A 22,478-nucleotide genomic window follows, 5' to 3' on the forward strand; every position below is an offset into this window, starting at 1 on the left:
GTTGCAATACGAAACTGAATCAATTCAAATAGAGTATCGTTTTTGCTGGTTTGTTAAAATCAGCACTCTTATGTCAACCTCATGGAGTGGAAGATGAGCGACAAGATAGTGCAGTTAAGTGACGATAGCTTTGATAGTGATGTTATAAATGCTGCTGGCCCTGTCCTTGTAGATTTTTGGGCTGAATGGTGTGGTCCTTGCAAAATGATTGCCCCGATTCTTGATGAAATTGCTGAAGAATACGATGGCAAACTGACCATCGGTAAACTTAATATTGATAATAATTCAGCAACACCACCTAAGTTCGGTATTCGTGGTATCCCAACACTACTACTGTTCAAGGATGGTGCAGTTGCGGCAACCAAAGTGGGTGCATTATCAAAGACTCAGCTAAAAGAGTTCCTTGACGCTAATTTGTAACCACCTGGGCGGCAAACCGTGTATTAAGTCTTGAAAAAAGTCCTTATTCCACGGTTTGTTACTCTTTCTTTGCTAGACGCGCATTAACTTTAGTGCTAAGTTATTGCACGTAAATTATACTATTGTTCATACCTTGACCAGTTCCAACGGTCACCAATCCATTTTAGATTGCACAGAACCCCGATTTTGACAAACAAGAAACCCACCAATATGAATCTTACAGAACTAAAGAGCCGTCCTGTCTCTGAGCTAGTAACGCTTGGCGAAGGCATGGGATTAGAAAATCTGGCACGTCTTCGCAAGCAAGACATTATTTTCGCTATCCTCAAACAACATGCAAAAAGCGGTGAAGACATTTTTGGCGACGGGGTTCTCGAAATCCTCCAAGACGGATTTGGTTTCCTTCGTAGCGCAGATAGCTCATATCTAGCTGGCCCAGACGATATTTACGTTTCGCCAAGCCAGATTCGCCGTTTCAACTTGCGTACGGGTGATACTATCTCAGGTAAAATTCGTCCACCGAAAGATGGCGAGCGCTACTTTGCCCTGCTAAAAGTTAACCAAGTTAACCATGACCGCCCAGATAACGCGCGTAACAAAATCTTGTTTGAGAACCTAACCCCATTGCATGCCAATGAGCGCATGATCATGGAACGCGGTAACGGTTCAACAGAAGACATTACGGCTCGTATTTTGGATTTGGCTTCGCCGATTGGTAAAGGCCAGCGTGGCTTGATCGTGGCGCCGCCGAAAGCGGGTAAAACCATGTTGCTGCAAAACATCGCACAGAGCATCTCGTTTAATCACCCTGATTGTGAACTGATGGTCTTGTTGATCGATGAGCGTCCAGAAGAAGTCACCGAAATGCAACGCCTTGTTAAAGGCGAAGTTATTGCCTCGACTTTTGATGAGCCAGCAAACCGTCACGTACAAGTGGCAGAAATGGTGATTGAGAAAGCCAAGCGCTTGGTTGAACATAAGAAAGATGTGGTTATTCTTCTCGACTCAATCACGCGCCTAGCACGTGCTTATAACACCGTTGTACCTTCTTCTGGTAAGGTACTAACCGGTGGTGTCGATGCCCACGCACTACACCGTCCAAAGCGCTTCTTTGGTGCAGCCCGTAACGTAGAAGAAGGTGGTAGCCTGACTATCATCGCAACTGCACTGGTTGATACTGGCTCTAAAATGGACGAAGTGATCTATGAAGAGTTCAAAGGTACCGGTAACATGGAACTGCACTTATCGCGTAAGATTGCAGAAAAACGTGTTTTCCCTGCCATTGACTTTAACCGTTCTGGCACACGTCGCGAAGAGTTGCTAACGGCCAAAGATGAACTGCAGAAAATGTGGATTTTGCGTAAGATTGTTCACCCAATGGGTGAAATCGATGCGATGGAATTCTTGATTGGTAAGCTCGGAATGAGCAAAACCAACAATGAATTCTTCGATGCGATGCGTCGTCAATAATTGCGTCGAGAGTAGGCATGTTGTGCGACACCCGACATGAATGAATGGGTGTCGTCGAATGGGCTACTATTCGTCATCAGCGTAAAAATCGCTATACTAAAAGCGTCGGTTATCCGGCGCTTTTTGTTTTTTCCGTTCAGGGCCTCACTATGCAGCAAAGGATTTTGCGACAAAGATTGTGTGTGCTGCTTGTCAGCTTGCTGCTGTGTAGCGTATCACAAGCACGTATGCTGTCGGTGCAACAAGTGGATGCTGTGCTCGATAATGAGCAATTGGCAGATACTGAAATTGCATTGAGCTTTATCTTTAATCAGTCTGATACCTCACGTATTACCACAGAGCTTGCGACATATTCACCGCTCGTCCAAGAAGCGTTAAAACTGCGCTTGGTAGAATACGCTGCCACCTTACCCACACTGAGTGAACCGCAACTGACGTGGCTTCACACGTTAGCTGCAGAGCGCCCTCAATACCAAGTTAAACAGCGTGGACAAGGTTATTTGATGGCAATGCCCGCATTTAATTACAGTATGTTGGCGCATGGCGTGGTGATGGGAAATCATCGCCAGCAAGAGGCATTAGAGGCAATGGCAGCTTTCAATCAGGGTGAACTAACCTTGACCGATTGGCTCAACGTGCCGCTGCAGGAGTATTATCCGCGCCGTGATATTTTTATCAGTCACGCCCATGAACTGAACGAAGAAGCCTTGGCACGGCTTGTCGACGAGTTCGGCCCTAAGCGGGATCGCTTGCTTTGGTTGGCAGATAATGCAGTGATAGCCACGCTGGCAGCGCACAGCGCTAATGATGCGCTGTATGATCTGTTGTGGCGACGCCGTACCGATGCGTTTTCTGTTGCAGAGTTAGAACGTTTGGCGAATATCAGTGATGACACTACCGTATTGCAGTTGATCGCAGCGACAGGCAACCCTAGCTTGAAGCATCGCGCGTTTCAACATTTGGCTCGCCTGCAGCCGATGCCACTGGAAGTTCAGTACTTTTTGCTTGCCAAGCTCGATGAAGTCGAAGATGGCTCTTTGGTGGCGAGCCAGCTTGTCTTGCATGGTTATCGAGACTGGGTACAAGAGTTGGCATCGGGCGATAATGGCGCGGTGCGTGCACGTCATTTGCAACAAGCCTTATCAGCAGCAACACGATGATGTGAGTTAACGCAATGATTTGTTGTTCGTTGCGAGGGACAACAGCGTATAATGCAGGTTCAATGAGTGAAATTGGACGGCTATGAAATTTAAGGACTTGCGAGAGTTTATCGCGTACCTCGAGTCGCGCGGTGAATTGAAACGGATATCTCACCCGATAGATCCCCACTATGAAATGACCGAAATTGCCGATCGTACCTTACGAGCGAAAGGCCCCGCTTTACTGTTCGAAAACCCGAAAGGCTATGATATGCCAGTGTTGGCGAACCTGTTTGGTACCCCTGAACGTGTTGCTATGGGTATGGGACGCCAAACGGTGCATGACTTGCGTGAAGTGGGCGAATTGTTAGCCTATCTTAAAGAGCCTGAGCCACCGAAAGGGTTCCGTGAAGCGGTCGATAAATTGCCGCTGTTCAAGCAAGTGATGAACATGCCGGTTAAACGGCGACGCAAAGCGCCTTGCCAAGAGATCGTATGGCAGAATGACGAGGTTGATCTCGATCGTATTCCAGTGATGTCTTGTTGGCCTGGTGATGTTGCTCCTCTGCTCACGTGGGGATTGACGATTACCAAAGGGCCCAATAAAAAGCGGCAGAATCTTGGTATTTATCGCCAACAAAAGATTGCAAAGAATAAGATCATCATGCGCTGGTTGGCACATCGTGGTGGGGCGCTGGATCTGCGCGATTGGATGGAGACTCATCCTGGTGAGCCGTTCCCCGTTAGTGTGGCTTTTGGTGCCGATCCAGCGACCATTCTCGGCGCCGTTACCCCCGTACCAGACACCCTGTCTGAATATGCTTTTGCTGGCTTGCTACGCGGCAGTAAAACCGAGGTGGTGAAAAGTCTCTCCAATGATCTTGATGTGCCCGCCAGTGCGGAAATTGTCATGGAAGGCTATATTGACCCGACGGAATTTGCTGACGAAGGGCCGTATGGCGATCACACCGGTTATTACAATGAGGTTGAACGCCACCATGTCATGACAATTACCCATATCACCATGCGGCGTGAGCCTATCTATCACAGCACCTATACAGGGCGTCCGCCAGATGAGCCTGCTGTACTGGGTGTCGCACTAAATGAAGTGTTTGTCCCTATTCTACGTAAGCAGTTTCCTGAAATTGTCGATTTTTACCTGCCACCTGAAGGGTGCTCGTATCGTATGGCAGTGGTGACGATGAAGAAGCAGTACCCAGGGCATGCGAAGCGGGTGATGATGGGAGTGTGGTCGTTTTTGCGTCAATTTATGTACACCAAGTATGTCATTGTGTGTGATGATGATGTCAACGCAAGGGATTGGCAGGATGTGATATGGGCCATTACAACCCGTATGGATCCGGCTCGTGATACTTTACTGGTTGAAAATACCCCGATAGACTCATTGGACTTTGCTTCACCCGTTGCTGGGCTAGGCTCTAAAATGGGTATGGACGCGACAAATAAGTGGCCAGGAGAGACCGCGCGTGAATGGGGCACCCCCATTGAGCAAGACCCTAATGTGGTTGCGCGTGTTGATGCCTTATGGGATGAGCTCGCTATCCTTGAGCCAAAGGAGTGACGTAATGTACAAAATTCAGCTCTTGCCACAACAGCAGGCCTTTTATGCCGAGGGGCAGCAAACGGTGTTGGATGCCGCATTCAATGCTGAGGTCGCATTTCCTCATCGCTGCCAAGTGGGCGCGTGTGGCGCTTGCTTGTGTCGGATGGTAAAGGGAGAGGTTCGCTATACATTACCGCCGCTGTTGACCGAGCAAGAACAAGCCGAAGGCTGGATTTTTAGTTGCCTTGCGATACCGCAAAGCGATCTGATATTGGCGTTAGATTAGAGGTTAAAATGACCATCGAGTGTAAAGTAAAAGCCGTTGTTCCGTTAGCGCCACATACTTACAAAGTCGTGCTGCAGCCACCCAAGCCAATGGCATTCAAAGCAGGGCAATACATACAAGTTTGCCTATCAGAGCAGGATCAGCGTCCTTTTTCGATTGCGAACCGTCCTGGAGATCCCGACATTGAGTTGCATATCGGTGCAGCAGACGCCAACCCTTGGGCCTTGCAGGTGGTCGAGTATGCGACCACTCAAAAAGCCAATGATGGCGGCGTGGCCATTAGTTTGCCACAGGGAGAGGCCTACCTGCGGGAGTCGAGTGTCAGACCGATAGTGCTGGTGGCTGGGGGGACTGGATTTACTTATGTTCGCAGCATATTACTGCAGTTGTTACAACGACCACGAACAGAGCCAATTTTTGTCTATTGGGGGGCGCGTGATTTCGCGCAGCTGTATGCTGATGCTGAAATGCAAGCATTGGCGCAGCAGCATTCGCACCTCAGTTATGTGCCGATTGTTGAACAAGCAACAGCGGCGTGGAGCGGCAAAGTGGGTAATGTGTTGGACGTTGTGAGCGATGACTTTATTAGCCTGGAAGCCTATGATATTTATCTTTGCGGACGCTTTGAGATGGCAGGCGCTGCCAGAGAGCGGTTTAGCGCCGAAAAAGGGGCCCAGATAGCGCATATGTATGCAGACGCGTTTAGTTTTATCTAGCGAGCGATTGGATTTAGACACGCGCCTATTCATTTACGAGCCATCGCATGCTGGGCATTATTGCTGATGTTCTGACGATAGTGGTGAGGATTAGCTTTTAAGCTCCTCAACAGTGTGCCTATTGCTCGTCATTTTCTGGATTAGCTGATCGATTGAAATTAACCCTGCGCCCCAAAAGACATTAATCAGTAGCATCATTCCCCACAGCTGATGATCATAGAAACCTCTTTCCCACAGTAAGGGGTAGGAGATCACTGCGATGGCATTAAATGCAAAGAGTGCCAATGCCATTGGGCGAGTTAACAACCCTAATACTAAAAAGACCGGCAAAATAAGTTCAGCTGCAGTGCCGAGGTAGGCGGCGAGTTGCCAAGGTAGCAGCGGCACTTGATACTCATACTCAAACAGATATAACGTACTGTCCCATGAAGAATACTTCACCATCCCTGACTTGAAAAACACGATAGAGACCCAGATACGTGTGAAGAGCAGTAGCAGTGGGGTCAGTGGGGTGGTCAGTGTTTTCGTTAGTTGATTTGCTTTATTCAGTAAGGTGATCATGCGACTCCTCCATTAGAGAATAAGTTGAGAAAATCTGCTTTTGTATGAGCTCAGGCAATACCGCCAACATGGCATCGCTGGCTTGCGCGAGTGGTTTTCTTGCTAGCGCTAGCATTATTAATCCATGGCTAGGTTCATCAAGTGTTAATACTTCAATACCTTGTTGGCGTGATTGGACCCAACACACCTCATCTTGAGCTAATTCAAATGGCTCGACGGCATCTTGCTTGGCCATTTGCCACAGCGTCCCCACTGCATAGGAACTGGTAAACAGTTGACCATGCGGGATCAGAATAATGCGGGCTAAGCCCGCTTCTTGGTGAGATTCGACCCACTGGCTGAGGGCTTCAATGGGAAACGGTGCTTGCGTTGCCCCTGCTGCACTGACGCGATCAACGTGCCATTCCAGTGCGGCAAGATCAGGTAGATAAGGGACGGTGTCGATGATCGAAGGGTATTGCTTTAAGGTGTCGGCAAAGCCCGCGCCGTAGTCACTTACGTCACCACAACATAATGGGTGGGTGAGAACATGTTGTCGCGCCAATGGCTGAAAGCACTCAGTGCCGACAACAGCATCGCAAACGGGATAGGTGGCCGACATCACTTCAGTTAAGCTAATGATGAAGTTATTGCGATAGACCTGCAGGCGCTGCTCCACAGAGAAGGTGCCAGCCTGAATGTCCTCGTCAAGCTGGTGGTCTTGATAATGCTGCGCTAGCGCGAAAGATTGTTGCAGTTGTCGAAGTGATTTAGCCATTATGGACCTCGGCGATGATCGCTTGTGCCTTTTGGGCTTCACCCAACAGTGTTGCCAAGGGTGGAATATCCAAATCCCATTCAATTAAAGTTAACGGTATGCCGTGCTTGGCACTGTGCTGTTGCAGCCAGCGCCGATATAACGCCCAAACGGGATCAGACACGGGTTGGCTATGGGTATCAATCCACAGCTCGCCTTCTGGCAACTCCTTTACCGTAAAGCCGGCTAAATGAATCTCTTTCACCACGGCAGGATCAATCGCATCCATGTAATGGTGCGCATCAAAGCCATGATTAAAGGCACTGACATAGATATTGTTTAAATCCAGCAATAGGTGACAGTCTGTACGGCGTTGAACTTCGTTAAGAAACTCCCATTCGGTGTAATCGCCTTGCGCAAAGCTGAGGTAACTAGATGGGTTCTCGATCAATAGGCGCCGCTGCAATGTCTCTTGGGTTTGAGAGACATTGGCGCAAAAATTCAACAGCGCCTCATGGGTATATGGCAGCGGAAGCAAGTCGTTAAAGTGCTGCCCATTAATTGAACTCCAGCTGAGGTGCTCAGAGACAGCGATGGGGTTTACCCGTTCAACGAGCCGTTTTAGCTGCGCAAGATGTGTGGCACTGAGCTTATCCACTGAGCCGAGAGAGAGTCCCACACCATGACAGCTCACAGGATAATGCTCAGCTAACAGAGCAAGGTGCATGCTTGCGTCGCTGCGTGGGTTAAAGAAATTCTCGCTATGGATTTCAAGCCACCCAATGCTGGGCAATTGCTGCTGGAGGTCAAAAAAATGGGGGTGACGTAAGCCAACCCCCACTCTGTGATTAGAATGGCCTACTCGCATTATTCAGACTCAGTGCTGCCGCCTGCGAGACGATCACATAGCCCTTTCGGCACCATAATGAATGCATCGCCTTGACCATCTTCTGTTGAGGTTCCGGCACATGAACTGGTTTTGGTCGCGCAATCATTTTTTCCAGCTTTTGCTACCCCGTAGCATTTCTCTTTTTCTGCCGCCAGCGCTGAGGCGGAGAAGGTTGATGCCCCTAGAGCAATAAGACCAGTAACAGCAGTAGCTAGAGCAATGTTAGATTTTTTCATAACGTTTCCTTTTGGTTTAGCTGATTATTTTCGGCGCTTTTGCGCTCTCGGTATAAAAGAAAGGGTTGTGCAGAGAAATATTTCACAAACCAATAACTTTTTTTTAATCATAGCTCAGCTGATTGAAATGCAGTCAGTTTCTTATGGTCGGTTTTTATTTCAGGTAGGGCGACGTGGTGGGTTGAGGCTGGTATACTTTCGTTTATGTATAAATAACCAGTAATGAGCGATGGACGTTTCTTATCTTTTGGATGGTCTTAACGACAAGCAGCGCGAAGCCGTAGCGGCACCGCTTGGTAATCATTTAGTGCTTGCCGGGGCTGGCAGTGGCAAAACGCGGGTGCTGGTTCATCGTATTGCATGGTTAATGCTGATGGAGCAGGCGACACCGTTTCAGATCATGACGGTGACCTTCACCAACAAAGCAGCAGCAGAGATGCGAGGGCGGATTAACCAGTTGATTGATCACGGCACCGGCGGTATGTGGAATGGTACCTTCCATGGAATATGTCACCGTATATTACGTGCCCATTATCTCGATGCTCAACTTAATGAAGAGTTTCAGATTATTGATAGTGATGATCAACAACGTTTATTGCGTCGACTGATCAAAGCACAGAATTTGGACGAAAAGAACTGGCCGCCTCGTCAGGCTGCTTGGTATATCAATGGCAAGAAGGATGAAGGGCTCCGCCCGCGGCATATTCAAGCCTATAACGACCCGATAGAGCAACAGTGGTTGCAGATCTATACCGCTTACCAAGAAGCCTGCGATCGTGCTGGATTGGTCGATTTTGCTGAAATACTGTTGCGCTGCCATGAGCTATTACGCGACAAAGAACATATTCGTCATCACTATCAAGCGCGTTTCCGTCACATTCTTGTCGACGAGTTTCAAGATACCAACAGCATTCAGTATGCATGGTTGCGTATGATGGCGGGCCCAGAGTGCCATGTGATGATTGTCGGTGATGATGATCAGTCTATTTATGGCTGGCGTGGTGCCAAGGTAGAAAACATTCAGCGCTTTTTGCAGGATTTTTCTGGTGCAGAAACCATTCGCTTGGAGCAGAACTACCGTTCGACCGGCAATATTCTTAATGCCGCAAACCAGTTGATTGCTAACAATGCTGAGCGGATGGGCAAAAACTTGTGGACTGATGGTGCAGAAGGCGATCCCATCTCCATCTATTCAGCGTTTAATGAGTTAGACGAAGCACGCTTTGTGGTCGGTAAGATTAAAACCTGGCAAGAGCAAGGTGGGGCACTGCAAGAGAGTGCGATTTTATATCGTAGTAACGCACAGTCACGTGTATTGGAAGAGGCCTTGATTCAGCAAGGAATGCCATACCGTATTTATGGTGGCATGCGTTTCTTCGAGCGCCAAGAGATCAGAGATGCACTGAGCTATTTGCGTTTGATTGCCAACCGCAACGATGATGCAGCATTTGAGCGTATCGTCAATACGCCAACACGTGGCATTGGTGACCGTACGCTAGAAACCGTGCGCATGGCAGCCCGTGATCGTAATCAAACCATGTGGACAACTTGCCGTCAGTTAATTGATGAACAAGCCTTAGCGGGACGAGCAAAAGGGGCGTTGGCCCGTTTTCTGGAACTGATTGATGCGTTGGAAGATGATACGCGTGAAGATGGCCTGCATGAGCAGACCGATAAAGTGATTCGTCACTCTGGCTTACGCGCGATGTATGAGCAAGAGCGTGGTGAAAAAGCCCAAGCGCGGGTTGAAAACTTAGAAGAGCTGGTGACTGCGGCACGGCAATTTGAGCCACCGGAAGAAGCGGAAGAGATGCCAATTCTAACCGCTTTTCTTACTCATGCCGCGCTGGAGGCGGGGGAAGGGCAAGCGGATGAATTTAGCGATGCTGTACAGCTAATGACGTTGCACAGTGCCAAAGGTCTCGAATATCCGTTGGTCTTTATGGTTGGCGTTGAGGAGGGCATGTTCCCGAGTCAGCGTACGGTTGAAGAAGCTGGGCGATTAGAAGAAGAGCGCCGTCTCTGTTATGTTGGTATGACACGAGCGAAGCAGAAGCTCTATTTGACCTACGCAGAAATGCGCCGTTTATACGGGAAAGATCAATTTCACCGACCTTCGCGCTTTATCCGTGAAATCCCTGAAGAGTACGTTGAAGAAGTACGTATGAAGGCGAAAGTGACTCGTCCTGCTGCACAGGGGCGTTTTAGTGCGACCACCAGTAATGATAATTTTAACCAAACAGGCTTTACTTTAGGGCAGCGAGTCAAACACCCTAAATTTGGTGAAGGGACGATTATTAATTACGAAGGTAGTGGGGCGCAAAGCCGCGTGCAGGTTGCGTTTAATGGCGAAGGGATAAAATGGCTGGTGACGCAGTACGCGAAACTAGAAGCCATGTAATGACTAGCGACTAATCGCTTAAATAAAACAGAAAAGGAGGGGCACCATGCTCCTCCTTTTTTATGGGCTTGTTGCTGATTATAAGGCATCAATCATGTGATTGATGGCGGCGACGATCTCATCGTCGCTACAGTTCATGCACGTTCCCATCGCAGGCATGGCGTTAAAGCCATTAATGGCATGTTCGGTCATCGTGTCGATACCTTGGGCAATGCGCGGCTCCCAAGCGGCGGCATCCCCGGTCGCAGGAGCGCCTGCGATGCCAGCACCATGGCAAGCGACACAGAATGTGGCATAGACTTGATCACCACTACGTGGTTCAGCGGCGACAGCTTCTACCGGTGCATCACCTTCCAGATAGACGGAGCCAACCGGTTTGATGCGTTTTGCAATGGCAGAATCTGACATATCAGCAGCATGAGCTGCACTGAAAAAAAGCAGCACTGTTATGATAGAAAAGAAAATTTGGCGTATTGTTAGTTCCATTAGCTCACCTGTACGTCCGAGTCATTGATTCTATGTCACAAAGCAAAGGATTAATTTGCGAACAAGAAGAAAGTAAAAGGTTGATTTTTTGTAAAGATAAGGTAAGTATATCGCTTAAAATGCGATCGTGAAATATAAGAAAATTATTTGTATGAAGCGTATCATGGCCAATTTGCTCACAATTGCAGCGAAAGAATAAAATTTTGAAAAAAATGCTAGACGCGAGGCATGCTGATCCGTATTATTCAGCCTCGCCGATGGGGCATTGAGCGCCCGTAGCTCAGCTGGATAGAGCGTTGGCCTCCGGAGCCAAAGGTCTCAGGTTCGAATCCTGTCGGGCGCGCCATTTCCAATGGCACGGAAGTAAAGAAATAATGGTGGCTATAGCTCAGTTGGTAGAGCCCTGGATTGTGATTCCGGTTGTCGCGAGTTCGAGTCTCGTTAGCCACCCCATTTTTTAGGTTAATGATGTAGTTCATTACCCTTACGCATAGGAAACACCCTTTCGCGTAGAATACAGTCGGTGAATAGCGCAGCTTGGTAGCGCATCTGGTTTGGGACCAGAGGGTCGGGGGTTCGAATCCCTCTTCACCGACCACTATTTAAGTAAACGCAAATGCGCTTACAGAAAAAATCAGTGGTGGCTATAGCTCAGTTGGTAGAGCCCTGGATTGTGATTCCGGTTGTCGCGAGTTCAAGTCTCGTTAGCCACCCCATTATTTAGGTTGATGATATCTATCATCCCCTTACACCGAGAAGCTTATGCTTTGGTGTTAAACAGTTTTCGGTGAATAGCGCAGCTTGGTAGCGCATCTGGTTTGGGACCAGAGGGTCGGGGGTTCGAATCCCTCTTCACCGACCACTTAAGAAAGCCTCGTCAGAAATGACGAGGCTTTTTTGCATCTATTCCTTTCTATTCCATTTGCGATCTGTTCTTTGCCTGGCGCACAACACATTGCTTTCTACCCGCCGAAAATTGCCCTTACCATTGCAGCGCTTTTTAATTCCATTATGTTGAATGGTGAATTTTTGTACTGTTCATGTCTGTGTTCCTCTCTTACTACTATTTGGTTAAAAACGTCGCATAAGAACCTGTTTTCAGAGTTTCTCCCTGTTGCTTATCTTCTTTATACGCATGTTAATGAAATGTATCTGCGGTTTTATTGATAATCCTATTGCCACGGTATTTATATTTTATGGCTGTTTTCATGCATAATTTAGTGATTAATTTTGATGATGTGTATTATTTATGTGATCTGCATAGGTGCGGAATGAATATTATCTGCTATTTTGTGATGTGTATTAGTACTATCTTAGTGTTTCATATAATTAGACTGGCTGCGCAAATGATTCATAGTTAGTCACTCAAAGTGTGTATTTATTCGACTTTACAGTGTCTAAGTGGTTTTTTATCGCGTCATTGTTGATTTTCTGTGAATTTTTTGCCATTTTAAATACCACTTCTCTGACCAGCATAATTGCAGTTAGTGAATGGATTCAGTATTTCAGACTGGCACAGGAGTGCCTAGCAGTTAGGATCGGGATAATGGCTTTACTTGAAGTGAAGAACTTGCGGATTGAATATCCGTCTCGTCATGGTGTACATGCTGCCGTTAAGGCATTGAGTTTTGATATTCAGCGCGGAGAGATTGTTGGAGTTGTTGGCGAGTCTGGGGCTGGAAAATCAACAGTCGGTAATGCAGTAATTGATTTGCTAAGTCCCCCAGGACGTATCGCAAGTGGTGATGTTTATCTAGATGGTGAGTTGATTTCTAGCTTGTCACCTGCCGCTATGCGCAAGGTGCGCGGTTCAAAGATTGGCTTTATTTTCCAAGACCCAATGACCTCATTAAACCCTTTGTTCACTGTTGAACGCCAACTGACAGAAACCATACTGACAAATTTAGAGGTCACGCCCCAAGAAGCACTGCAGCGTGCTATCAGTCTCATGGAGCAGGTCGGTATTCCTGAGCCAGAACTTCGCATTAAACAGTACCCTCATCAATTTTCTGGTGGTATGCGCCAGCGCGTGGTGATTGCTATCGCGTTGGCAGGGGAACCGGATCTGATTATTGCCGATGAGCCGACAACGGCGTTGGACGTCTCGATTCAAGATCAAATTCTCACGCTGATCCGTGACCTTTGTATCCAGAGAAACGTCGGCTGTATGTTGGTGACCCATGATATGGGTGTGGTATCGAACGTCACCGATCGCATTGCCGTTATGTACCGTGGTGATTTGGTCGAATTTGGACCAACCAAAAAAGTGCTTGGCGAGCCAGAGCACCCCTATACGCATAGTTTAATCTCAGCCGTGCCTCGCTCAGACATCAAACTGGATCGCTTTCCGTTGGTGAACTACATCGAAGAAGCGGGGGAAATGAAGCAGTTGGATATCAAGCAGCATTGGCTGGGTCAAAGCCAGGATCAAAAGGCTTATACCGGTGCGCTATTACAGGTGAAAGAGATTAACTTGCGCTTTATTACCAAAGACTCGCTGTTTAAAAGTCGTCGCCAATATGTACAGGCATCAAATAACGTCAGTTTTGAGGTGATGGAAGGCGAGACATTTGGCTTGGTGGGAGAGTCGGGGTCAGGTAAATCGACCATTGCTCGCGTGATCGCTGGCTTATACCCACCAGATGACGGAACGGTGATTTTTGAAGGGGTTGATCTAACGCAACTTAAAGATGAAAAGGCTCGTCGTCCGATGCGTCGACAGATGCAGATGGTGTTCCAGAACCCTTACACCTCCATGAACCCTCGTATGAAAGTGCAAGACATTATTGCCGAGCCGATCCGCTTTCATCAGCTCACCGACAACGATCGTCAGACGCGACAGATTGTCGCAGATTTGCTCGATCATGTTGGTTTGGGCAGTGCTAGCGGGATTAAGTACCCACATGAGTTTTCTGGTGGTCAGCGTCAACGTATTTCGATTGCGCGGGCCTTGGCGACTCGCCCCCGTTTGCTCATTTGTGATGAGCCAACGTCGGCATTGGATGTGTCGGTACAAGCACAAATATTAAACCTGCTCAAAGATCTGCAGGATGAGCTTAACTTGACCATGCTGTTTATCAGTCATGACTTACCGGTGATTCGCCAAATGTGTGATCGCATTGGCGTGATGCAGAGTGGCACCTTGTTGGAAGTGGCTCCTACAGAGCAGCTATTTACTGCCCCACAGCACGAATATAGTCAGCACTTGATCTCGCTAATGCCTGAGTTTACTGGCATGCGAAATGACGCAGCGGCAGTTTCAGGCAACTAAGAATTAAATAAGACCCAACCACAACATGTAAAAATAAAAGGGAGTTTACTCCCAGCATAAAGGAGTTATGCAATGAAAACACTGAAGAGCAAACTGGCGGTTGCCGTAATGGCCGCTGGGCTATGTTTTGGCGCTGCGGCTGCCGAAATTAAGGTGGCTTATGATGCCGATCCGGTGTCTATGGATCCACATGAGCAGTTATCTGGCGGTACACTGCAGCTATCACATATGGTTTTTGACCCATTAGTGCGTTTTACTCAAGATTTGGATTTTGAGCCACGTTTGGCGACCAAGTGGGAGCGATTGGATGAGAACACGTTCCGTTTTCATTTGCGTGAAGGGGTGAAATTTCACTCAGGCAATGTGATGACGGCAGATGATGTGGTTTGGACATTTGAGCGCTTGAAAGACTCGCCAGATTTTAAAGCCATCTTTGACCCGTTCACCGGCATTGAAAAAGTGGATGCGCACACGGTTGATTTGAAGTCATCAGGCCCTTACCCATTGGTGCTGCAAACCGCGACCTACATTTTCCCAATGGACAGTGCTTTTTATAGCGGCATGACTGAGGACGGTAAAGACAAAGCAGCGATCATTAAACACGGCAGCTCATTTGCATCGACCAATATCTCAGGTACCGGTCCGTTTATCGTCACAGACCGTGAGCAAGGGGTAAAAGTTGAGTTTGAGCGTTTCGCGGACTACTGGGACGTAGAGTCTCCAGGTAACGTGGATAAAATCACCTTACAACCGATTAAAGAGAATGCGACCCGTGTTGCCGCACTGCTCTCTGGTGGCGTGGATATGATTGCACCGGTTGCACCGAACGACCATCGTCGTGTCGAGCAGACGGCAGGTGTTGAGCTGGTCACCATGGCAGGTACACGTCTTATCTCATTCCAGATGAACCAAAATGGTAACGAAGCACTGAAAGATGCACGTGTGCGTCAGGCGATTGTACATGCGGTTAACAATGAAGGCATCGTGAAGCGCATTATGCGTGACTTTGCTACCGCGACTGGACAGCAGAGCCCGAAAGGTTATGCCGGTTACAACGACGCGTTAGTACCACGTTTTGACCTAGATAAAGCAAAAGCACTGATGAAAGAAGCGGGTTATGAAGAGGGCTTTACCCTAACCATGATCGCGCCAAACAACCGTTATGTGAATGACGATAAGATCGCGCAAGCGGTCGCATCTATGCTGTCTCGTATCGGCATCAAAGTTGAACTGAAAACCATGCCGAAAGCACAATACTGGCCTGAGTTTGACCTTTGTGCGGCGGACATGCTGATGATTGGTTGGCACGCTGATACTGAAGATTCAGCTAACTTGACTGAATTCCTAACCATGACGCGTGATGAAGAGACAGGCCGTGGTCAGTACAACTGTGGTGGTTACTCGAATGCAGAAGTTGATCAGCTAATTGTTGATTCAAATGTTGAAACAGACCCTGCGACGCGTGCAGCACAACTACAGAAAGTAGAAGAGCTACTGTATGAAGATGCGGCATATGTTCCATTGCACTTCCAAAACCTAGCATGGGCGGCGAAGTCAAATGTGAAGATTGCACCGATTGTGAATGCAATGAACTTCCCATACTTTGGTGATTTGGTGGTGGAAGAGTAATCTCCATACCCTAAGTGTCAGGCCTGGAATGGCCTGACATATTTAGTTTAAAAGGGACTTTACAATGTTTACGTTTCTGATCAAACGCCTGTATCAGGCACTGATAGTGATGTTTGTGATCAGTCTTGTCGCGTTTGCGATTCAGGACAACCTTGGCGATCCTTTACGTGAGCTGGTAGGCCAATCGGTGTCTGAAGCTCAGCGTCAAGCATTGCGCGATGAGCTTGGCCTTAACGACCCGTTTATGGTCAAGTACGGTCGCTTTGTTACCAATGCGCTACAAGGGGATTTGGGTACTTCATATTTCTTTAAGCGTCCTGCCCTGGACGTGATCTTAGATAAGCTTGTAGCGACATTAGAGCTGGTGTTTGGCGCCGCATTAATTATTGTTGTGGTATCTATCCCCTTGGGGGTCTATTCCGCCATTAAGCCGAAAAGCTGGTTTACTAAAGTGATTATGGCCTTTAGTAGTATTGGTATTTCGGTTCCGGTCTTCTTGACCGCCATTGTCTTAATGTACGTCTTTTCCATTGAACTCGGTTGGCTGCCTTCTTTTGGGCGCGGGACGACGACCAGTCCGTTCGGCTGGCAATCGGGCTTATTCAATCTCGATGGCCTTGCTCATTTGGTTTTACCGTCAGTGGCGTTGGCATCGATTATGTTGCCGCTGTTTATCCGCTTAGTGCGCTCAGAAATGCTGGAAGTGCTGAGTTCGGAATACATTAAATTTGCCAAAGCCAAAGGCTTACCCATGAACAAAATTTACTATCAACATGCGTTAAAAAACACCATGTTGCCAGTGATTACCGTGGGTGGGGTACAGATAGGTACTATGGTGGCGTATACCATTCTTACCGAGACCGTTTTCCAATGGCCGGGTACTGGTTTTCTGTTTTTAGAGGCGATTAACCGCGTTGATACGCCGTTGATTACCGCCTATGTCATTTTCGTTGGCTTGATCTTTGTGGTCACCAATACCATCGTTGACCTCTTGTATGGTTTGATTAACCCAACGGTAAACCTGACAGGTAAAGGAGCTTAGTATGTCTACGAATCAATTGGCTGAGCCAAGTCGTTGGCAACGATTTTTAGCCTCTGATCTATTTTATCATTTCAAACGCGACAAAGTCGCCATGCTAAGTTTTGCCGTGTTTATGGTCTGCTTTCTTTGTGCGTTATTCGCCCCTGTGTTAGCGCCGTTCAACCCTTACGATCCGACCCTGATTGACATTATGGATGCTGAGTTAGCCCCAGTGTGGATGGACTATTCAGACCCACGTTTTCTGCTCGGCACAGACCCCCAAGGGCGAGATATTTTATCGACCATTCTTTATGGCATGCGAGTATCGCTAACCATCGGGATCCTTGCGGTTGGTATGCAGATGGTGCTCGGTATTGTGATTGGACTCAGTGCTGGCTACTTTGGTGGCCGTATTGATAGCTTTTTAATGCGCTTTGCCGATATTCAATTGTCATTTTCTACCATGATGGTGGCGATCATTGTCTCGGCCATCTTTCGTGCTGCGTTAGGGATGCAGTTCTATAGCCAGTATGCGGTGGTGATGTTGGTGGTAGTTATCGGTGTTGCTGAGTGGCCGCAATATGCACGGACAATTCGTGCGTCGGTATTGGCAGAAAAGAAGAAAGAGTATGTTGAAGCGGCTAAAGTGATGGGCTTTAAAGCGCCACGCATTATGTTCCGTCACATATTACCAAACTGTTTATCGCCAATATTGGTGATTTCGACGGTACAGGTGGCCAATGCGATTATGTCGGAAGCGGCGTTGTCGTTTCTAGGGCTGGGCTTGCCGGTCGACCAACCATCGCTCGGCGCTTTGATCAGTATTGGCTTTAACTACATCTTCTCGGGTTCATGGTGGATAACGGCCTTCCCTGGCATCGTGTTGGTTATTTTGGTCTTGGTGATCAACTTGCTCGGTGACTGGTTGCGGGATGTATTCAACCCCAAATTGTACAAAGGTTAAGCGAATCTAACCAAGAAAAGGCAGCACATCGCTGCCTTTTTTATTGCAGGAGAAGAAAAGATAATTATTGAGGTTGATGGTTTCTCTTGTTGTTATTTACGCAGTGAAAGGGTTGGTCGTAATTTACAACTTGTTACACTTGCTTGCTGAGATTAAGCAACTGTTTATTAAGTTCTTTTGTGACATGCCTCCATGTTTTCTTGTAACGCAGCGCAAGCCTCACGTACAATTTAACGGCTGTTATTTACTCATTAATAAAGAAAATCAAATGCTTAATAAAAATAAATTACAATTAGCACTGTCGGTTGTGGGCTTATCGGTCATTTCGACGCAGGCAGTGGCAGATGCACGTGGCTTTGCGATGGGTGGCGTGGGCGTTGCAACGTCAAACTATTTGGCAGCTCCAATGTATAACCCAGCCCTAGCGGCGAACTACGATCGTGAGCGTGACAACTTCGGTATGCTATTGCCGACGTTCTCAGCTGGCGTGCATGATGGCGATGATCTGTATAACAAGCTTGATGCCTTTGCGGACTTAACCGATGAGCTTGAATTTGGAGATGCCAACTCAGCAACAGCGGCAGAGTGGAAAAAGGCACTGCTGGACCTTGATGGTGGTAAAGGCGTGGTTGATGCCGAGCTGGGCTTAGTGATTGCGATCCCGAACCGTTTTGCCAGCATTAGCTTCTTTACTAAAGCTGAAGTGGCAATGATCGTGACACCAGATGTAGATAAGCGTGACCAAGACCTCGTCAATAATGATGGCACGATTAATAGTTGTGACGACGGTAAGAGCCTTGAAGAGTGTATGCAGTCTTCGGCACAAGGCCTTGGCGCGGTGATCGGTGAAGTCGGTTTGACTATCGCGGGTAGCAAGTTGCTGCAATTAGGAGATAAGGATTACCCGGTTTCGTTTGGTCTATCGCCAAAAGCGCAGCATCTTATGGCAATCAACTACACCACCAAGGCATCAGACTTTGATGATGATGAGTTTGGTGATGACTATACTGAGAAAACCGTTTTTAACGCCGATTTTGGTATGACCATTCAGCCCAATGCCCGTACAACGGTCGGTTTTGTGGCCAAGAACTTATTAAAGCAAGAACTTGAAACCAATAACAGTTCAGGCACTGATGTTATGTTGGTTGAACCACAATATGCAGTGGGTGTTGGCTACAACTACGGTTGGGTAACACTGGCCGCCGATGTCGACCTTAATGAACGCCAGTATTTCCGCGACCTAGATTACGCGACCCAGTTTGCGAGCATTGGCGCAGAAATTAACGCTTGGCGCTGGGCGCAAGTGCGTGTTGGCTACAAACATAGCATGACCGATCACAGCGAAGATGTTGTGTCTGCTGGCCTAGGTCTAACACCATTTGGACGCTTTGGCATGGACTTGTCAGCACAGTATGGCGATGACAGCCGCTACGGTGTGGCCGCACAGTTTATCTTTACGTTCTAATTCGCAAAGTCAGCGAGTATAAAAAAAGCGCCTTTTCGGCGCTTTTTTATTAGAACAAGGTAATTAACCGTTAGAAAATCAAGTGACCCATGAGAGCGATAACAGGCAATGTGACCAGGGTACGCAGAATGAAGATCACAAACAGCTCCCATGGTTTAACTGGAATTTTGCTACCGATCAGTAGGGCACCAATTTCAGACATGTAGATAAGCTGGGTTACTGACATCGCGGCAATCACAAAGCGGGTGAGCTCAGATTCAATGCCCGATGCCAGTATTGATGGCAGGAACATATCTGCAAAACCCACCACAATGGTCTTCGATGCTTCAGCTGCGTACGGGATCTGCAACAGCTCTAAGAACGGAATAAACGGCATGCCGAGAATATCAAACACCGGCGTGTTCTCTGCGATAACCAGTGCCACAGTACCGATCGCCATCACTACCGGCAGGACGCCAAAAATCATATCAACGGCGTTTTTAACCCCATCGTTAGCAATCGAACGCAGGCTTTTCACTTGCGCGGCTTTATTTAGCGCTTGCTCAAGACCAAACTGGATTACGCCTTGCCCCTCAGGAAGTGCTTCGAAATCTCTCTTTTGGGTTGAGTTGTCGATGTAGCAATCTTTCTTATTGCTCAGCGGCGGCAGTCTCGGCACAACAATTGCGGCAACAAAGCCGGCTAAACAGACGGTCAGGTAAAACGGGGCGAACAGATGCTCAAGGTTAACTTGGGCGATAACCACAAGGCTGAAGGTAATCGATACTGCAGAGAAGGTGGTACCAATTACCGCGGCTTCACGTTGCGTATATAGGCCATCTTCATATTGCTTACTGGTTAGTAGCACACCCACTGAACCGTCACCAAGCCATGAAGCGATACAGTTAACCGCACTACGACCCGGTAAACGGAAAATTGGTTGCATAATACGGGTGAATAGGGCGCCGACAAACTCGAGCAAACCAAAGTTCAACAGTAGAGGTAACAGCAGACCAGCAAATAGGAAAACCGAGAATAGAACGGGTAGCAGATCATGTAAAACAAGGCCGCCCGCATCTTCGTGCCAGATCATTGCCGGACCGACTTCAGCGTACGCCATTACCACGAAAATAGCGCCGAGTAACTGGACAAGGAACCATGTCGTTGAGGGGTTGAACAAGCCGCTTAGAAAAGAGTTATTTAGAACGAAACGGGGCTTAAGCAGCCGAGTGGCGATAGACATCGCTGCGGTAAAACTGATAATGCCAGTCACTAAGGTAGGTGCAAACCCTTCAAACAGTGATAGCACGGCTTTCGCAAGAACCGCAATGGGAATGGTGATAGCACCCTGATTAGAAATCGGCGCCATAAAGAGAAATACCCCGAGCAACGAGGGAAGAAGAAACATCAACCAGATATTCTTTGATTGTGTTTTGTTGAGTACTTGATCCTGCATACCTGACCTTACTACTTGATCTCAATAAGAAACATTGACTACTTTTTAGCCAATAAGAATAACTATTCACTGACTATCCTTGTTAAGGAGGAGGAATATTACAGTTTTTGATCAATAATTGGAATAGTCTAAATGAAGAAATGACTTAATATTCACTATATCAGGTTTGCTATGCGCGAACTGATAGGCAAGTGATTGTTTCTATTCTGTCAGTGCATGAGGGAGGTGGATAAAAAAGCCTGGTTGTTTTTTGAGCGCTATACCCTGTATGAATATTAAGGCTTGCATGTTGAATTGTTTTGCGTTCGCATTGGCATTGTACCGAAAAAGAAAAAGAGGAGCCTAGCTCCTCTTTGGTGTAGTGGGGTTATCAGATTTGGTTGGCTCAGCGCATGGTAACGAACTCTTCGCTACCCGTTGGGTGAATCGCCACTACAGCATCGAAATCGGCTTTGGTAGCGCCCATCTTCATGGCGACGGCAAAGCCCTGAATCATCTCATCCACAGTAAAGCCGATACCGTGCAAGCCGACCACGGTCTCTTCCTCTCCTGCGCACACCAGCTTCATCTTGCATGGTTGGCGGTGTTGGGTGACGGCGGTGTACATTGCGGTGAAGCCAGAGGTATACACTTTAATGTTCTCTGCACCGTATTTCTCTTCCGCTTCTTGGGTGGTTAGGCCAATCGTGCCGATCGGTGGGTGGCTGAAGACCACGGTTGGTACTAAGTTGTAATCCATCTTGGCATTGGTCTGGCCATTAAACAGACGCTCAGATAATTGACGGCCGGCTTTGACGGCAACCGGCGTTAACTCAATGCCGCCTTCCATGATGTCGCCGACGCAGTAGATGCCTTTGACATTGGTCTGCTGGTATTCATCCACCTTGATATAGCCACGCTCGGTCGTTTCAACGCCAGTGGCTTGTAGGTTTATTTTGTCGGTGGCGGGATGACGACCAATCGCCCAAATCAATTGATCAGTATTGTGGCTGTCGCCATTTTCAAAGTGTAGCGTTAGGGTTCCATCGGCCTCTTTGACCACCTCTTTCGGGATGCTATGGGTATGCAGCGTTGGCCCTTCCGCAGCCATTACCTCGACGAGGGTGTCGACAATCATCGGATCGAAGCTGCGCAGAGGCGAGGCTTTACGAACAAAAAGATGGGTGTCGGTACCTAGGGCGCTTAATACCCCGGCAATTTCAACGGCGATGTAGCCAGCACCAACGACAGCGGTGCGTTTAGGTTGCGTTTCGAGTGCAAAGAAGCCATTTGAATCAATGCCATGCTCTGCGCCAGGAATTGATGGAATTGTCGGTTCGCCGCCAACGGCAATAAGAATGTGGTCTGCGCTATAGTGTTCACCGTTCACTTCGACCGTGTTGGCATTAACGAACTTGGCAAAACCGCGGATAACCTCGATCTTATTTTTGCCGAGCACATTGTCGTAAGCGGTGTGAATACGGCTAATGTAGGCTTCGCGGCTTTCGACCAATTTAGCCCAATCAAAGCCATTGACCTGAAGGTCAAAGCCGTAGTCTTTGGCGTATAGATGAACCGCTTCGGCGATTTGCGCACCATGCCACATGACTTTTTTGGGCACACAACCCACATTGACACAGGTGCCACCTAGCGCATTGGCTTCGATTAGACCAACTTTTGCTCCGTACATTGCCGCACGGTTTGCTGAAGCAATACCGCCGCTTCCTCCTCCAATGCATAGGTAATCAAAATGGGTCGCCATTGTTTTTCTCCTCGTGATTTATTCCTTGCTGACTTTACCAGTGTATCG

18 protein-coding genes, 5 tRNA genes and 1 pseudogene are annotated in these 22,478 nt (G+C 47.8%); 17 read left to right on the plus strand and 7 right to left on the minus strand.

Annotated features, from left to right (window positions below):
* The first annotated feature begins 93 nt into the window (after nt 1–93).
* The 6 genes and pseudogenes from trxA to fre all read left to right on the plus strand — a co-directional run bounded on the left by trxA (nt 94) and on the right by fre (nt 5,595).
* Nucleotides 94–420, plus strand: a complete 327-nt coding sequence (gene trxA, locus ACKLNH_RS14790) for a thioredoxin TrxA (protein ID WP_413113033.1) — start codon at nt 94–96, stop codon at nt 418–420.
* A gap of 210 nt (nt 421–630) precedes the next feature.
* Nucleotides 631–1,890: a transcription termination factor Rho gene (rho, locus tag ACKLNH_RS14795; protein ID WP_413113034.1), complete on the plus strand. Its 1,260-nt coding sequence runs from the start codon at nt 631–633 to the stop codon at nt 1,888–1,890.
* Between the two features lie 149 nt (nt 1,891–2,039).
* Nucleotides 2,040–3,050: a hypothetical protein gene (locus tag ACKLNH_RS14800; RefSeq protein WP_413113035.1), complete on the plus strand. Its 1,011-nt coding sequence runs from the start codon at nt 2,040–2,042 to the stop codon at nt 3,048–3,050.
* 82 nt (nt 3,051–3,132) lie between these two features.
* A pseudogene (gene ubiD / locus ACKLNH_RS14805) lies at nt 3,133–4,581 on the plus strand (4-hydroxy-3-polyprenylbenzoate decarboxylase); the annotation flags it as partial.
* Between the two features lie 34 nt (nt 4,582–4,615).
* Nucleotides 4,616–4,879 (plus strand): 2Fe-2S iron-sulfur cluster-binding protein, encoded by a 264-nt coding sequence (locus ACKLNH_RS14810; RefSeq protein ID WP_413113037.1) that lies wholly within the window; start codon nt 4,616–4,618, stop codon nt 4,877–4,879.
* An 8-nt stretch (nt 4,880–4,887) separates the two neighbouring features.
* The gene (gene fre / locus ACKLNH_RS14815; protein ID WP_413113038.1) at nt 4,888–5,595 is read left to right on the plus strand and encodes an NAD(P)H-flavin reductase; all 708 of its coding nucleotides are present in this window, start codon (nt 4,888–4,890) and stop codon (nt 5,593–5,595) included.
* 90 nt (nt 5,596–5,685) lie between these two features.
* Here fre and ACKLNH_RS14820 read toward each other — a convergent pair whose 3' ends face one another.
* From ACKLNH_RS14820 to ACKLNH_RS14835, 4 genes are read right to left on the minus strand one after another with little or no spacing between them, the layout of a single operon-like run.
* Nucleotides 5,686–6,156 (minus strand): DoxX family protein, encoded by a 471-nt coding sequence (locus ACKLNH_RS14820; protein WP_413113039.1) that lies wholly within the window; start codon nt 6,154–6,156, stop codon nt 5,686–5,688.
* A complete protein-coding gene (locus tag ACKLNH_RS14825) occupies nt 6,137–6,913 on the minus strand; it encodes an HvfC/BufC N-terminal domain-containing protein (RefSeq protein WP_413113040.1) in 777 nt (258 codons plus the stop codon). The genes ACKLNH_RS14820 and ACKLNH_RS14825 overlap by 20 nt, the downstream gene beginning before the upstream one ends.
* A complete protein-coding gene (bufB, locus tag ACKLNH_RS14830; RefSeq protein ID WP_413113041.1) occupies nt 6,906–7,760 on the minus strand; it encodes an MNIO family bufferin maturase in 855 nt (284 codons plus the stop codon). Before bufB ends, ACKLNH_RS14825 begins: the two co-directional genes overlap by 8 nt.
* The gene (locus ACKLNH_RS14835) at nt 7,760–8,017 is read right to left on the minus strand and encodes a BufA1 family periplasmic bufferin-type metallophore (protein ID WP_413113042.1); all 258 of its coding nucleotides are present in this window, start codon (nt 8,015–8,017) and stop codon (nt 7,760–7,762) included. The genes bufB and ACKLNH_RS14835 overlap by 1 nt, the downstream gene beginning before the upstream one ends.
* Nucleotides 8,018–8,246: 229 nt before the next feature.
* Between ACKLNH_RS14835 and uvrD the strand changes: the two genes are divergently transcribed.
* Entirely contained in the window at nt 8,247–10,418 is a 2,172-nt protein-coding gene (gene uvrD / locus ACKLNH_RS14840) for a DNA helicase II (RefSeq protein WP_413113043.1), read from the plus strand.
* 78 nt (nt 10,419–10,496) lie between these two features.
* On the opposite strand, the gene ACKLNH_RS14845 is transcribed toward uvrD, so the two are convergent.
* Nucleotides 10,497–10,904 (minus strand): c-type cytochrome, encoded by a 408-nt coding sequence (locus ACKLNH_RS14845; RefSeq protein WP_413113044.1) that lies wholly within the window; start codon nt 10,902–10,904, stop codon nt 10,497–10,499.
* A 269-nt stretch (nt 10,905–11,173) separates the two neighbouring features.
* Here ACKLNH_RS14845 and ACKLNH_RS14850 point away from each other — a divergent pair.
* The 10 genes from ACKLNH_RS14850 to traF all read left to right on the plus strand — a co-directional run bounded on the left by ACKLNH_RS14850 (nt 11,174) and on the right by traF (nt 19,254).
* A tRNA-Arg gene (locus tag ACKLNH_RS14850) sits at nt 11,174–11,250 on the plus strand.
* A gap of 31 nt (nt 11,251–11,281) precedes the next feature.
* Nucleotides 11,282–11,357 (plus strand) — tRNA-His (locus ACKLNH_RS14855).
* 68 nt (nt 11,358–11,425) lie between these two features.
* A tRNA-Pro gene (locus ACKLNH_RS14860) sits at nt 11,426–11,502 on the plus strand.
* Between the two features lie 42 nt (nt 11,503–11,544).
* Nucleotides 11,545–11,620 (plus strand) — tRNA-His (locus tag ACKLNH_RS14865).
* 69 nt (nt 11,621–11,689) lie between these two features.
* A tRNA-Pro gene (locus tag ACKLNH_RS14870) sits at nt 11,690–11,766 on the plus strand.
* A gap of 684 nt (nt 11,767–12,450) precedes the next feature.
* Nucleotides 12,451–14,175 carry a dipeptide ABC transporter ATP-binding protein gene (locus ACKLNH_RS14875; protein ID WP_413113045.1) on the plus strand — a complete coding sequence of 575 codons (1,725 nt, stop codon included), beginning with the start codon at nt 12,451–12,453 and terminating at the stop codon, nt 14,173–14,175.
* A gap of 72 nt (nt 14,176–14,247) precedes the next feature.
* The gene (locus ACKLNH_RS14880) at nt 14,248–15,804 is read left to right on the plus strand and encodes an ABC transporter substrate-binding protein (RefSeq protein WP_413113046.1); all 1,557 of its coding nucleotides are present in this window, start codon (nt 14,248–14,250) and stop codon (nt 15,802–15,804) included.
* 64 nt (nt 15,805–15,868) lie between these two features.
* Nucleotides 15,869–16,846, plus strand: coding sequence for an ABC transporter permease (locus ACKLNH_RS14885; protein WP_413113047.1), 978 nt, complete (start codon nt 15,869–15,871; stop codon nt 16,844–16,846).
* A 1-nt stretch (nt 16,847) separates the two neighbouring features.
* Nucleotides 16,848–17,789: an ABC transporter permease gene (locus tag ACKLNH_RS14890; RefSeq protein WP_413113048.1), complete on the plus strand. Its 942-nt coding sequence runs from the start codon at nt 16,848–16,850 to the stop codon at nt 17,787–17,789.
* Nucleotides 17,790–18,057: 268 nt separating this feature from the next.
* Nucleotides 18,058–19,254 carry a conjugal transfer protein TraF gene (gene traF / locus ACKLNH_RS14895; protein WP_413113049.1) on the plus strand — a complete coding sequence of 399 codons (1,197 nt, stop codon included), beginning with the start codon at nt 18,058–18,060 and terminating at the stop codon, nt 19,252–19,254.
* A 70-nt stretch (nt 19,255–19,324) separates the two neighbouring features.
* On the opposite strand, the gene ACKLNH_RS14900 is transcribed toward traF, so the two are convergent.
* The gene (locus tag ACKLNH_RS14900) at nt 19,325–20,689 is read right to left on the minus strand and encodes a YjiH family protein (RefSeq protein ID WP_413113050.1); all 1,365 of its coding nucleotides are present in this window, start codon (nt 20,687–20,689) and stop codon (nt 19,325–19,327) included.
* A 385-nt stretch (nt 20,690–21,074) separates the two neighbouring features.
* Nucleotides 21,075–22,430, minus strand: a complete 1,356-nt coding sequence (gene gorA, locus ACKLNH_RS14905; protein WP_413113051.1) for a glutathione-disulfide reductase — start codon at nt 22,428–22,430, stop codon at nt 21,075–21,077.
* Between the last annotated feature and the right edge of the window lie 48 nt (nt 22,431–22,478).

The organism is Thaumasiovibrio clandestinus, from assembly GCF_047250365.1.
In the GTDB taxonomy this organism is placed as follows: domain Bacteria; phylum Pseudomonadota; class Gammaproteobacteria; order Enterobacterales; family Vibrionaceae; genus Thaumasiovibrio.